The 13,990-nt window shown below is 38.4% G+C and carries 13 protein-coding genes; 5 read left to right on the forward strand and 8 right to left on the reverse strand.

Features of this window, described 5'->3' with window-relative positions; translation table 11 throughout:
• Window positions 1–208 precede the first annotated feature (208 nt).
• Both EP737_RS16985 and EP737_RS26315 read left to right on the forward strand, forming a co-directional pair.
• A complete protein-coding gene (locus EP737_RS16985) occupies window positions 209–979 on the forward strand; it encodes a hypothetical protein (protein ID WP_129729155.1) in 771 nt (256 codons plus the stop codon).
• A gap of 260 nt (window positions 980–1,239) precedes the next feature.
• On the forward strand, window positions 1,240–1,431 hold the full coding sequence (locus EP737_RS26315) for a hypothetical protein (RefSeq protein ID WP_246040290.1): 192 nt from the start codon (window positions 1,240–1,242) through the stop codon (window positions 1,429–1,431).
• A 304-nt stretch (window positions 1,432–1,735) separates the two neighbouring features.
• Here the strand turns inward: EP737_RS26315 and EP737_RS16995 are convergent, their stop codons facing one another.
• The gene (locus EP737_RS16995; RefSeq protein WP_129729156.1) at window positions 1,736–2,344 is read right to left on the reverse strand and encodes a phage holin family protein; all 609 of its coding nucleotides are present in this window, start codon (window positions 2,342–2,344) and stop codon (window positions 1,736–1,738) included.
• Complete coding sequence (locus EP737_RS17000; protein ID WP_129729157.1) at window positions 2,341–3,411, reverse strand: PTS fructose transporter subunit IIC; 1,071 nt, start codon at window positions 3,409–3,411, stop codon at window positions 2,341–2,343. The genes EP737_RS16995 and EP737_RS17000 overlap by 4 nt, the downstream gene beginning before the upstream one ends.
• A 344-nt stretch (window positions 3,412–3,755) precedes the next feature.
• On the opposite strand from EP737_RS17000, the gene htpG reads away from it, so the two are divergent.
• Window positions 3,756–5,636: a molecular chaperone HtpG gene (gene htpG, locus EP737_RS17005; RefSeq protein ID WP_129729158.1), complete on the forward strand. Its 1,881-nt coding sequence runs from the start codon at window positions 3,756–3,758 to the stop codon at window positions 5,634–5,636.
• A 77-nt stretch (window positions 5,637–5,713) separates the two neighbouring features.
• Here htpG and EP737_RS17010 read toward each other — a convergent pair whose 3' ends face one another.
• From EP737_RS17010 to EP737_RS17020, 3 genes are all read right to left on the reverse strand, one after another.
• The gene (locus EP737_RS17010) at window positions 5,714–6,112 is read right to left on the reverse strand and encodes a VOC family protein (RefSeq protein WP_129729159.1); all 399 of its coding nucleotides are present in this window, start codon (window positions 6,110–6,112) and stop codon (window positions 5,714–5,716) included.
• 47 nt (window positions 6,113–6,159) lie between these two features.
• Window positions 6,160–6,588 (reverse strand): VOC family protein, encoded by a 429-nt coding sequence (locus EP737_RS17015; RefSeq protein WP_129729160.1) that lies wholly within the window; start codon window positions 6,586–6,588, stop codon window positions 6,160–6,162.
• A gap of 693 nt (window positions 6,589–7,281) precedes the next feature.
• Window positions 7,282–8,256, reverse strand: coding sequence for a Gfo/Idh/MocA family protein (locus EP737_RS17020; RefSeq protein ID WP_342772916.1), 975 nt, complete (start codon window positions 8,254–8,256; stop codon window positions 7,282–7,284).
• Between the two features lie 337 nt (window positions 8,257–8,593).
• Between EP737_RS17020 and EP737_RS17025 the strand changes: the two genes are divergently transcribed.
• Entirely contained in the window at window positions 8,594–8,779 is a 186-nt protein-coding gene (locus tag EP737_RS17025; protein ID WP_129729162.1) for a hypothetical protein, read from the forward strand.
• A 177-nt stretch (window positions 8,780–8,956) separates the two neighbouring features.
• Here the strand turns inward: EP737_RS17025 and EP737_RS26050 are convergent, their stop codons facing one another.
• Window positions 8,957–9,115 (reverse strand): hypothetical protein, encoded by a 159-nt coding sequence (locus tag EP737_RS26050; protein WP_205650964.1) that lies wholly within the window; start codon window positions 9,113–9,115, stop codon window positions 8,957–8,959.
• A 633-nt stretch (window positions 9,116–9,748) separates the two neighbouring features.
• On the opposite strand from EP737_RS26050, the gene bcaP reads away from it, so the two are divergent.
• Window positions 9,749–11,167 (forward strand): branched-chain amino acid transporter BcaP, encoded by a 1,419-nt coding sequence (bcaP, locus tag EP737_RS17030; protein WP_129729163.1) that lies wholly within the window; start codon window positions 9,749–9,751, stop codon window positions 11,165–11,167.
• 320 nt (window positions 11,168–11,487) lie between these two features.
• Here the strand turns inward: bcaP and EP737_RS17035 are convergent, their stop codons facing one another.
• Together EP737_RS17035 and EP737_RS17040 are read right to left on the reverse strand one after the other, a co-directional pair.
• Window positions 11,488–12,096, reverse strand: coding sequence for a class I SAM-dependent methyltransferase (locus EP737_RS17035; protein ID WP_129729164.1), 609 nt, complete (start codon window positions 12,094–12,096; stop codon window positions 11,488–11,490).
• A gap of 690 nt (window positions 12,097–12,786) precedes the next feature.
• Window positions 12,787–13,953, reverse strand: coding sequence for a glucose-1-phosphate adenylyltransferase (locus EP737_RS17040; protein ID WP_129729165.1), 1,167 nt, complete (start codon window positions 13,951–13,953; stop codon window positions 12,787–12,789).
• Window positions 13,954–13,990: the final 37 nt, after the last annotated feature.

The raw sequence follows: 13,990 nt of genomic DNA on the forward strand, positions 1-13,990 counted from the left end.
TCCCCTCATATTCTTATAGAGAGGTGATTCCCATGCTAAACAAACTCGTTATGATTGCAATTCTTTCCCTCCTCCTTGCTCTCACCTACAAGGCATGGAAGCAGGGCAACCCTTCCGCCGCCGGTGAAGGTGCGGCAGCTTGTGTTCCCTCTTTTATTTTTCATGCATAGGATATTACAGCAAGTTAATGGAGAGGGGAGAAAAGAGAATGGGAGTATTTATTAATCGAGATAATCATCCCAATATCTATAAAAATAACCAAACCATTTATACGTCCAATCAAGAAATTGTACGGCGCAATGCTTTAACAGAGCTTATGAACGAACAGCAAAAAGCCACTATGGCACTTATCCAAGCAATAGCTGAGCTTAATATACGTTATGAGCAGCTTGAAGAAAAGCAAAGCAATCAGTGGAATGATATTCAAAATCAAATGAACAGCCTTACCGCAAATAGCCGTCAGCGTGAAGCATTTGAAAGTCAGCTGATGCAGCAGTTACACAGATTAGAGGAAAAAAGTATTGGTCTACAATCGCTGTTGGAACATGAGGGTCAAGTCAAGCAATCACTCCTAGAGCAAGTGGATCTTCTACGTGAATCTAATCGCGAAATTGCAAGCCGCTTAGAGAAGAATGAGGCGACTAACGAGCAGCTCTCTTTGCAGTTAAACGAGCAGCTTGAGTTGCAAAAAGACGTCGTAGATACATTGACAAATCAGGAAGAAGTTCAAGCTGGAATGCTAAAGCGATTAGACAATCAAGAAGCATTAACGGAAAAAATCTCTCGTCAGCTCAATCATATCCGTTCTATTATTTTTGAAAGAACAAACTATTTAGCCACCAAACTTGAAGATGGCTATAAATTAACGTCTTCCTATGTTTATAAATTCATGACAGGCTCTGATCAGCCATTAACCTTCTCCTTGATGAATAATAAAAAGAAGGAAAAGGAAAAGGAAAAACAAAAACATTCCGACTAAAATCCTTAACACAACAGGGATTTAACTAAAACTATCGTCTATTATGAGAGAAAGGTAACAGTTTTTATAGCTGTTGCCTTTTTTAATGAAACTTATAAGAAAAGGCGTCCTATCTTGCTTATAAAAACATTCTTATTATTAGCGATAATATCATCCGACGGGGTGCAATCGGGACGTTATTAGTGGGACTCACTTACGGTTTTTTCACAAATTGGGGATTTTTCAAGCAGAGATGGGTGGGGGTGAAATTTGTTCTTTATATGATCCAAACCATTGTTGGCATCTTTGTTGTGGACAAGCTGATGGTAGCAAATATAGAATTACTGGAAACCCAAAAAGAATTGGCTTTAAGCAATCCCGTTTTTCTTCAAAATCACGAGATCAGACAATATACTGTATTGTTTCAAGTTGCCGTCACGATTTTCATTATTTCATTTTTAAAACCTTGGTGAAAGAGAAAACTTCCATTGCAATAAAAAATTTCATTTAGTTGTTGCGAATAAAAACACTAAAAGCGTGGTTATGTACAATCTCGCTTTTAGTGTTTTTATCATTTCATTTTTGCTCTTTCTTCTTTTTTCACTATGACTGATAGTAATGCCGCTCCTTCCCTGCTCACATAGCGTACTTAAATAACCCAATTGCTACAAGATCCGCTAGTGCATGTGCAATCCATGAGGCATACACATTTCTTGTTTTAGTAAAAATGACTCCGAGCTTGCTGAAGATACTAGCATCTCAGAACTTGTATATTCGTTAATTATCACGCTCTTCTCCTTTATCATTCAAGCGTTCTTCTAAATCCCTAAGGATTCTTTCAATGAACTTTGGAATTTTCACACCGCTTTGTTGCAGGTTTTCAATAATGGAAAGGGCTTCGTTCGCTGCATAAAACCAAATGGTAATATTTCGAATCATCCCTGATTCATTGAATATACCAAAAGGAGAATCATTTGCTATTAACACACTTGCACCTTCAAATAGGATTTTGTCAAATAGATGACTAACAATAATTGCAATAAATAGAAGTGCTTTTTTGAAAATTCCCCTCCACCCAATCCTGCGCGATACGTTTCCTAATACAACTCCTTTGGCAAAGCCTGTGAAATAATCAATAATTACGAGCACACATAAAACCTTTAAGCTTTCGTCCCATGCACCAAATAACCATAAGCCGGCTTCCCCTAGCCATGCTGCAACTGGCGCAAAATTGATGCCTTGTAGATACACATGGTTCCTCCTTTGCAAGAAGTGAGAAAGAAAGATAGATGACGACTGCACGTATCTTATAAGCAAAACAAGCGATCTTTTTTGTTCAGCATAAGGATACTCATATTGATCGACATCTTCCATCCACTCTCTCATTCTATCGTTGGCTTTTGTTTCAGAAACCCAATTATGATAGCGGTTACAAAAGAACCTGCCAGAATGGCTGTGAGATATAAAAATGGATTTCCTATTACAAGGGGGACAACGAATATACCGCCGTGAGGAGCTGACAAGCCAATATGAAAAAACATTGCTAGCAAGCCTGCGATTGCTGAGCCAATGATGCATGCTGGGACAATACAAATTGGATTCTTTACGGCAAATGGAATAGCACCTTCTGTAATAAATGACGCTCCCATGACATAACACATTCTCCCTGCCCTTCGCTCTTGCTCGGTAAACTTCGCAGAAAAGAATGTTGTTGCAAGAGCAAGACCTAGCGGAGGCACCATGCCGCCTGCCATAACGGCTGCCTGCGGGGCATAGTTACCGCTATAAAGCATGGTAATACCAAAGGTAAAGGCTATTTTGTTAAAGGGTCCCCCCAGATCGATTGCCATCATCCCGCCTAGAAGCAATCCCAGCAGCAGGATATGCTCTGTTCCTAAGTTCTCAAGCCAGCCTATAAGGGCATTATTAATTCCCTGTATAGGACCACGCGTGATATATATCATGATAAGACATGTAAAGATTATCCCAAATAAGGGATACAGCAGCACAGGATGTAAGGTCGTTACAATTTGCGGAAGCTTGCTGCTTAGCTGCCTCAGTCCTGTAATCGTGTATCCTGCAAGAAAACCGGCAAGTACGCTTCCTATAAAGCCTTGATTGCTTATTAGTGCGATGAAGCCGCCAACCAAGCCTACAATTAAACCTGATCGACCTGCGATACTCATCGCAATAAAGCCTGATAACACCGGAATGATAAACTGCATTGCTTGATTCCCATTCTCTGTAATGGAAATGAGTTGTTCGGTAAATCCGGCAGGTGGTACATGAGCATAGTTCGCTATCAGCAAATGAACTATATAAGAAAAAACAAGTAAAACACCAGTACATACGACAAACGGAAAGGTACGGGATACACCGTTCATAACATGCTGGTAGATACTGAGATGTATACTCTCTTTCGAATTCCCTTCGAATAAGCCGCTTCGTTTCATACAATCCCCCTCTAAGCTGGTTGATGTGCAGATACACTGTATAAAAGATCTCCTGCGCCGATTTCGTTTATAATTCCATCACACTTGCAAAAGAGACCTTTTTACATAGTATTGTTTACGTATGCAGAGGTTCTTTTTCGAGCTAGAAAAAGTGTGTTTTCTTTTGTAAGCGCACAGCTTTGTTTTAATGATGATGTGATTCCTCGTACACGGGATAATATTGACAAAACCCGTATTCTATGATAATAAAAATATTAATTAGCACTCACATCACCGAAGTGCTAACCAGTAAATATCTAGCTTGGCAATATGGATACATTTGTAAATGGAAGGGAGAGCTTTTAATGGAAAAAAAGCAGTTTCAAGCAGAATCTAAAAGATTGTTAGACATGATGATTCACTCCATTTATTCTCAAAAGGAGATTTTTTTACGAGAATTAATTTCGAATGCCAGTGATGCGATCGATAAAATTTATTACAAAGCACTTACTGATGAGAGCTTACAGTTTGACAAAGACAGTTACTACATAAAAGTAGTTGCGGATAAAGACAACCGAACATTGAAAATCTCTGATACTGGTATCGGAATGACAAAGGAAGATCTTGAGCATAATCTTGGAACGATTGCCAAGAGCGGCTCTTTGGCATTTAAAAATGAAAATGAGCTGAAGGATGGCTATGATATCATCGGTCAATTTGGGGTAGGATTTTATTCCGCTTTTATGGTAGCTGACGTTGTAACTGTTATCAGCAAGGCTTTAGGCAGCGACGAAGCATATAAATGGGAATCTACAGGTGCGGATGGATACACAATTGAATCATATGAAAAAGATTCCGTCGGCACAGAGATTATTCTAAAACTGAAAGAAAATACAGAAGATGACAACTATGATGAGTATGTAGACGAGTATCGACTAAAGTCGATTATCAAAAAATACTCTGACTTCATTCGCTATCCAATTAAAATGGACGTAACTGGAAGAAGACTTAAAGAAAGCAGCGACAATGAATTTGAAGAGTATCGCGAGGAACAAACAATCAATAGTATGGTTCCGATTTGGAGAAAAAATAAAAAGGAGCTTACTTCTGAGGATTACGAGAAATTCTATGCGGAAAAGCATTACGGTTTTGACAAACCAAGCAAACATATCCATATCAGTGTTGATGGCGCTGTAAGATATAATGCCATTTTATTTATCCCGGAGAAAATCCCATTTGACTATTATACAAAGGAATATGAAAAGGGATTAGAGCTATATTCCAATGGCGTACTGATTATGAACAAAAGTGCGGACCTCCTTCCTGACTATTTTAGCTTTGTGAAAGGAATGGTTGACTCAGAGGATTTATCTCTGAACATTTCAAGGGAGATGCTGCAGCATGACCGACAATTAAAGCTGATTGCCAAAAATATTAAAAGTAAAATCAAAAATCAGCTGCAAAGCTTACTGAAAGAGGAACGCGAGAAGTATGAAGAGTTTTATAACGCCTTTGGCCGCCAATTAAAATTTGGCGTGTATAGCGATTTTGGCAGCAACAAGGACGTATTGCAGGATCTATTGATGTTCTACTCCTCCAAGGAGAAAAAGCTGGTAACCTTAGATGAGTATGTATCAAGAATGCCTGAGGATCAAAAGTACATCTACTATGCTTCCGGAGAATCCTACGAACGAATTGAAAAGCTGCCGCAAACTGAGCTGGTGCTTGAGAAAGGCTATGAAATTTTATATTTCACCGACGATATCGATGAATTCGCCATCAAGATGCTCATGGCCTATAAAGAAAAAGAATTCAGATCTGTATCCAGTGGTGATTTAGGAATTGAAGCGGATGAAACTGAGCAGAACACAGATGCACAGCAGGACGAATATAAAGATCTCTTTGCTTATATGAAAGATATGTTAGCAGATAAGGTAAAGGATGTACGCATATCCAAGCGCTTGAAAACACACCCTGTATGCCTATCTGCCGAGGGCGAAGTGACCATCGAAATGGAAAAAATACTAAAATCCATGCCGAACAACCAAAATGTCCAAGCAGATAAGGTATTAGAAATCAATCCAAACCATGAGGTCTTCCAATCGTTAAAGGATGCGTTTGCGAATGATAAAGAGAAGCTGGCTTTATACACAAGCCTATTATATAACCAAGCGCTTCTTATTGAAGGATTGCCAATCCAAGATCCAGTGGAATTCACAAACGATATTTGCAAAATCATGGTGTAATATTGAGCTGATACAACAAAAGGAACCGAATGACGGTTCCTTTTGCTATGTATGTTCTCTCATGGAAGTATCTGTTACTATCTACCCGCAACATTAAGCTGCCAGGAAACACCGTATGGATCGGTTAACCAGCCAAACTTTTTACTAAACGGATAAGCTGCCAATGGCATCAAGACCGCTCCACCTTGAGATAACCTCTCAAAAACATGATCAACTTCCTCTTCCCTTTCAAGCGTAACATACAATGACATGGAAGGAGTAAAGGTAAAATCATGCTTTATGCTGCTATCCATGCACATAAACTCCTGTCCATTGATTGAGAATACGGCTTGCAGCACAGTTCCTTCAGCACCAGCCTCATTTGCTCCATAGCGAACAATCCTAATAATCTCTGAATTATCAAATACAGAGGTATACAAATTCATCGCTTCTTCGGCTTTACCGTCAAACATAAGAAAAGTTTTGATGTCAGGCATAGTTCCCCCTATGATTTGTAGAATTAGTGTTTCGACACACTTCACTATTAGTTATTAGGAGCAGCTGTTGAGACTTGCCAGAACACACCAAACTTATCAACTACCTGTCCGTATAATGGACTCCAGAATGTTGGTTGCAGCGGTAATTTGACTTGGCCGCCATCTTGCAATTTTTCAAATACTTCTTTTGTTTTTTCAATGTCATTCGGCATAAGCGCTATCGTTACATTCGTGCCAATGGAATGCTCTTGACCTGGGAATGTATCAGAAAGCATCAAATCAGTGTCCCCGACCTTCAAATGAGCATTTAAAACCAGTTCTTTTACAGCATCAGGAGTAGGTGCTTCTGGATTCTCCGGCATATCCCCAAACTTTTGTACATTAAGCACTTTGGCATCAAGCGCATTTTCATAAAATCTAATAGCTTCTTGTCCATTTCCATTGAGTACTAAGTACGGATGCATTCCTAAAATCATTGCAAACACCTCTTTAAAATTATTTTTTTTACTACTATTGCTTATTTTCATCTAGCTAAAAGCTTTCCACCATTGTTTCAGATGCTCAGACTCAGTCTATACCTTAGCTACAAGCTTACTCTCATCTGCTTCTACCATGATGCTGTTTGTTTCATTGTTTTCTACCACGGCCTCTCCCCCTACTTTGCACATTTTCTGCTTACATCAGAATGCAATCCTAAAAGATTGGCAATACACAAGGGATTTTAGATAAGAGCTGCTGCTTGTAGCCTCTCACGAGAGACTCATTTTCTTGTTGAATTGACATATCTCATTATGTCCCTTTGATACAGAACATTTGTTCTATACCTATTATAAACATAAAGAAGTTATATTTTCAATAGCTAAACAAAAATTTTTGAATTCAAGTTTTTAATTATGTACAATCCGTAATTTCCTAGAATCTCAGCGGTTCAAGAACATCCATAAAGAACACTCGCCGATTGGCAAGCCCCGCTCTTGAGCGAAGACAGAGGCGTAGTTGCACTTATACTTACTTTGTTCCCAAAATTTTTCACTACGTCGAATTGTCTTCCAGCTAGAAATTTATACTTTCTTAAAGTGTAAAATAATAGGGCTTCCTCAGTAAAATAATCCCTAGAAGAAGCCCCTTTTGATTCGGAACAGTATTTATTCTCGCTTCATATTATTTATCTATTCATTAATCGTAACAGGCTTTCCAGTTTGAGCTGACTGTAAAGCGGCAACCGTAACCTCCTGAGTACGGAATGCATCTCTGTAATCAGACAGAATCCGTGAAGCATCTCCCGTTTGTACTGCATGGATAAAGGCTTCATTTTCCTTCACATACGGATCAACCGTATCCGTCCATATCGTTCTCACGCCTTCTGCACTTTTCTCTAGTCCATTACGGTCAATATGTAATATGCCTTTGTTATGATAAAAGTCTAAGCCTACTTTACAATCGCCATTTGGAAGGACACATGTATTAGAGAGATTGGCTACTACACCATTTTTCATTTTAAGCGTCACTGTCCCCACATCAGGAACGGTTACATGGTCATACATCTGGCCGATTGAACGATTACCATACACTGCATACACTTCCTCTACTTCTCCCGCAGTATATCGCAGGAGATCGACCAAATGGGTTGTCTGTTCGATAAACTGTCCGCCTGACGTTGCTTGATTGCGCCACCAACCAACCGTTGGCATAGAGTCCATCCAGCTGCCTGTTACCATGCCGAGGGTGCTTTCCTGCAATTCCTGTTTTAACATTCTTACGGAATCACGATAGCGGAAGTGATAGCCGACAGATGTAATCACTGCTTGCTCTTGTATCCTAGACAATATGTATTGTGGCGTTTCTAGGTCTACGCTAAGAGGCTTTTCAACTAGAAACGGAATCCTTCTATCAATTAACTGTACTTCAATTTCTCCATGAGCGAATGGAGGCACACAAATATAAACTGCATCCAGTTTTTCTCCATCCAGCATCTCAACAACATTCCCGTATCCTTTTGCATGATCAAATTGTGCGGCATACGCCTCGGCCTTCGCCTGATTTGTACCACAAATCGCCTCAATACGTACTCCTTCCATCCTACATAGAATTTTCGCATGTACACCACTGAACCAACCTGTTCCCACTATTCCGATATTAAGCATGATTTACTTCCTCTCATTAGCAAACTATAAATGCATCTTTCTCCATACATAAGTTTCGCCTATCCTCCTATATATCCCTCTTTTTCAATCCATTTGCATTTGGTGGGGTAGAAAAACAATACTTTCCATGCGGTTTTATTACCTTCCATCTAAATGATTTAAAGACATTGAAGAGCTAGTGACCCTATTTATACCAGTTAATAACTCTAATTATTCCCCTACCTTTTCCTCAAATAAATTCTCACTTTTACAGGTATGCTCTCAATTTACAAAACTGACATACTTGTAATACTAAGGACATATAATTTATCAATCACCTAGGAAGGAGGAAAAACCCATGGATAATCGGATTTTTTTATTCCTTGCTACGATTCTTTCTGGCTTTGCACTTATTAAAGTTCCTTTAGCTAACTCATTTCTTGAAAGCGTTTCAATTGTTACTGATACCCTTGGCATATTAACTGTTATAATCTTCTCACTTGTTTTAATTTACAAAGGGGTAAGAAGTTTGTTTAATAAATAGAATTAATAAGGAAAGCACTCGGATGGGTGCTTTTCTCTTTTTAATCTTCAAAGCATTAATCTTCAAAGCAAATTCCCCCTAAAAATTATCAATACTCTATTGTTAATTAAATAATATTTCCTTGTTAGCCTTTGTATCCCCTTCCTCTTTTGCCATTCGCAATTGTAACTTTTCAAGCTAAGAGCGTAAGAACTCCATCCCTTCTTGTTGCTTAGCTGTTCTATGGATGGATAGTATATCTTCTTCCACCTCACGAATACGTTCCTCAATGTACTTTTTTAAAGTAGCTGCATTGTTGTATACTGTACTTCGCTGTAATCTCGCTTCAAAATTCATTTTCTTATAGAACATCTTCCCATTTTGTATTAAAATTAAGAAACATAAGTCGTAATTTGTCGAATTTAAAAACAAACTGTCTAAAATACTTTTTTTCAAGCTTTCGATTGATTCTAACTGTCTGATACGTTTGCAGACAAGTTGCAGCATTCAGATATACGCATAACGCGTATTTATTTAATCGTTTACATAAGCAATCATTGTAAGAACTTGTTTTTGTATTCAATTCGCGAACTTTTTTTCTTTTTTAATCAATTCACCCGTGCTATAATAAGTGCGGCATACAATTAACTTAAAAAAAGTCAGAAGATTTCTTCATATAAGTTAATTTTGATTTTTATATACTATTCTGTACCTCGATCTGAACCTGCACTTAGAAAAGCCCATGGTTTATACGAAGAGATAAGGTATATACTTTAATTAAACTTATATCAGTCAATTTCATAAATGGTCTGCTAAGAAATAAAAGTGAATGGAGTTAAAAAGCCTGCTCAATACCGATGAGAGTCATCTTATAATAGACTGTACCAATTTAGAGTCATTTAACATTTTTATGGCTATGCTTATTTATTGTGAAATTGATTTATATAGATATTTTTGGAAATTTATTTTTTGAAATAGGAGGACAACTAAATGGACAAAATCTTTAGAAAGAAGTCTATTGCCGATTTAATAGCTCAAAGCCACAACAAAGAGCTAAAACGTGCGCTTAGCCTGCTCGATTTAATACTTCTTGGAGTCGGCTGTATCGTTGGAACTGGTATTTTCGTTATCACCGGTGTAATTGCTGCCAAAAGTGCAGGTCCAGCTATTATTCTTTCGTTTATTCTCGCAGGTATCGCCTGCGCGCTTGCTGCATTTTGTTATGCTGAATTCTCATCTTCTATACCAGTATCTGGGAGTGTATACACGTATACGTATGCTACAATGGGAGAACTTATCGCCTTTTTAATTGGTTGGGATTTAATGCTCGAATATATTATTGCGCTTGCTGCTGTTGCAACAGGCTGGTCCGCTTATTTTCAATCGTTGATTGCCGGATTTAATCTTCATGTTCCTACTATCCTTGCCTCTGCACCAGGGAGCGATCAAGGCGGAGTGGTCAACCTGCCTGCTATGATTATTATTTTATTAATCACAGCTCTTGTAAGTAAAGGCGTAAAAGAAAGCACACGCTTTAATAACGTGATTGTTCTCCTTAAAATCGGCATCGTTTTATTATTTATTTTTACAGGGATTAAATATGTAAAGCCGGAAAACTGGACACCATTTATGCCATTTGGTTTAGAGGGAGTCGTTACAAGTGCGGCCACTGTTTTCTTTGCTTACATCGGCTTTGATGTAATTGCTAATGCATCAGAAGAAGTGAAACGCCCGCAACGGAATATGCCAATCGGAATTGTAGCTTCTTTAGCTATTTGTACATTCTTGTATGTTGTAGTTTCACTTGTGCTCACAGGTATGGTTCCATATACAAAGCTGAATGTCGGAGACCCTGTTTCGTTTGCTCTTAACTTTGTCGGCCAAAATAGCATAGCTGGTATTATTTCAGTTGGTGCTATTATAGGGATCACGACTGTCTTGCTAGCGCTATTGTATTCTCAAATCCGTTTAACCTACGCAATGAGCCGAGACGGTTTATTACCAAAGGTATTTGCGAAGGTACACCCAAAATTCCAAACGCCTTTTAAAAATACATGGCTTACAGGATTTATTGCGGCAGGAATTGCTGGATTTGTTGACTTAACAACTCTTGCCCATCTTGTAAACATGGGAACATTGGCTGCTTTCACCCTCATTTCTATCGCTGTTATTGTCTTGCGAAAGAAACAGCCAGAGTTAAAAGCAGCATTCAGAGTGCCTTTTGTTCCTGTCCTGCCAGTTGTTAGCGCACTTTTATGTATCTATTTATCACTGAGCTTGCCTGCTATCACATGGATTTGCTTTGTAATTTGGATTGCGGCAGGAACTATCTTGTATGTATCATATTCAAGAAAGCATAGCAATCTAAATCAGGAATTTGCTGGGTCCCAAGGCGAAAAAACAAGTTGATTTCTTATAAAATAAAGAAAACTCGCCGATTGGTGAGCCTTGACCTTGGGCGAAGACAGAGGCGTAGCCCTACTTATACTGTATTCCTAACATTTCCGACTACGTCGAATTGACTTCCAGCTGGAAATTTATATTTTCTTACAGTGTAAAAATAGAGGCATTCTCCTCCCTATCACCCAGCACCCGAGGAAACATCATATTCCTCAAACGACAAAAACACCATCCTTTTCGCAGAATTATTGAAAAGGATGGTGTTTTTTGTAGATATTTCATTGTAATCCCATTGTTGTCTGGTTAGTCTCAATAAGAATGAACCCCGTTCAGTATGCTAACCGATATATTAAAAACCTCTCATTCGGATTATGTTCATATGCATCCGGCAATCTAATTTCTGCCTTCAGCTCAAAGGAGGTATTGTTTTCTAAGAAATAGATATAATCCTCTGATGTGTAATATAAAATCAATTCTACCTCTCGCTGTGATGTTTCGACTGAGCGCAATATCCGATTAATAACCTTTATAAAGATTTGAGTAGAAAATGGATTAAAAAAATAAAACCGATTGTCCATTGGATGAATTTCATACTCCTCAGCCAGACAACAGTGGAAATAAATTTTATCTTTGCTATGTTTCTTCTTCTTTAGATAGCGATTCCGATTCTCCATTGCCTCCCGGTAGAAACCATCGTTCATTTCGATTCCGACAGCAGTTGCATCAAAAACATGATTTATATAGAAATTTAAACGGCCTTTTCCACAACCAAAATCCACGATACGATCGCTGCTTTTGAACTCGTATGTTTTACATAATAGTTCTAATGCAAAGTATGGCGTTGCTTCATAGCGATGATAATGTAGAGATTGATTGAATCCCTTTTGATCTCCCGTTGTTTTAATGTTCAGTAAAGCATCATACAACTCTTCCTTCATGATTGACTCCTATACTCGTTATACCGATGAATATGCACAACATAATCTTACTGCAAGTATATCAAATGGATAAGGGGTTTTCCTATCCAATTGTATTTTCCTCCAACCAATGGGCCTCTGCATAAACTGTTAGTATAAAATGAGCAGGTATACTTGCATTTGTAATGTTTTTGTTTGTTTGCACATGTATCCCGATGTTTAAATCGACCCAAACGAAACATTGAAGTACTAACTAGTGCTATACCAACACATAAAGTTCACCTTATATTTCATTTGTTCAGAACAATCAGCTATCATAAAGCAGCAGGACAGGATGATAGCCCAATTAAGGATACATTCACATATACCTATACCATATCATGCTGCCTCGAATATCATATATGAGAGAGAGATCAATCCATTGCCATACTCGTACAACCATCTCCACCCTACACATTAACAGTATTCGAACAGTCCCTAATGGGGCCTCAACACCCTCTCCTATATATGGGAAAGGGTTTTTATTATTTGAGAATAACTTGTCTCAATATGCATTTTCAATCATCGGAATGAGAAATTAACCTTTCTCAGTTAAACTTTTCAGGCTATGCCTGAATGAAATTCCCCTTCTCTACTAGCTAGGCTCCGCCCTTCGCTTTCCTGGAAAAAGGGAACTTCTTTCAAATTACGATAAAAGAATCCACGGTCTTATCAAATAATGTTTGCTTGTTTCTTATAGCTTTCTTCAGGAGATAATCGTCTATTATCTATAAGTGCAATCTTTTGTTTCGAGGAATGAGGCTTCATGACAGTTCCCTCCTCAATCGTGACATTGCTTCCAATAACAGCTCCCTCAATATATACACGATCTCCTATCACTGTATTCGGAAGAATCACGCAATCCTTTATAACAGCATGCTTCCCAATCTTCACTCCGCAAGAAAGAACGGAATGCTCTACTCTCCCAGCAATGTTACATCCTTCACTAATTAATGAACGCATAATGCTCCCTGTTTCACTTAAAAAGAAGGGGGAATGGTTTTGCTCCTTCGTATAGACGTTCCAATTCGTATTACATAAAAAAATGTTCTTTTCTTCTGATAATAAATCCATGTTGGATTGCCAATAGCTATCAATCGTACCTACGTCCCGCCAATAGCCTTTGAACTGAAATGCAAATACATGCATAGATCCTTTGATCATAGCGGGAATAATGTCCTTCCCAAAGTCTGCCGGTGTATCTAAGTAACTATCTTGCTCCAAAAACATTTGTAAAGCCTCACGTTTGAAAATATAGATTCCCATCGATGCTTGATTAGACTTTGGATGGACTGGTTTTTCTTCAAATTCTATAATCCTGCCACTCTTATCACTTGTTACAATCCCAAAACGGTTCGCCTCACTCCACGGAACATTCACAACTGAAATGGTAACATCCGCATTTGTGTGGATATGCTGCTCCAGCATCTCATTGTAATCCATTTTGTAAATGTGGTCGCCTGAAATAATTAAGATATGCTCCGGGTTTTGTTCTTCAATATATTTTCGGTTGTGAAACACAGCATTTGCCGTTCCTTCATACCATCGTGCTCGATCCTGACATTGAAAGGGAGGTAAAATGGACACGCCACCGTCCTTTCTGTCTAAATCCCAATGGTATCCATTTCCTATATAGTTTTGCAGTACATGAGGTTGATATTGAGTGAGGATTCCCACTGTGTTAATGTTTGAGTTTTTGCAGTTGCTTAAGGCAAAATCAATGATTCTATATTTCCCGCCAAATGGTACAGCTGGTTTAGCAATGTCTTGTGTTAATGTTTTCAAACGAGAGCCTCTGCCACCTGCCAATAACATGGCAATGCATTGTTTTTTTGCCAAGGGACCATCTCCTCACACGGTATAATCTTACTTAGTT

Origin of the sequence: Ectobacillus funiculus (assembly GCF_004138295.1) — a bacterium.
Lineage (GTDB): Bacteria > Bacillota > Bacilli > Bacillales > Bacillaceae_G > Ectobacillus > Ectobacillus funiculus.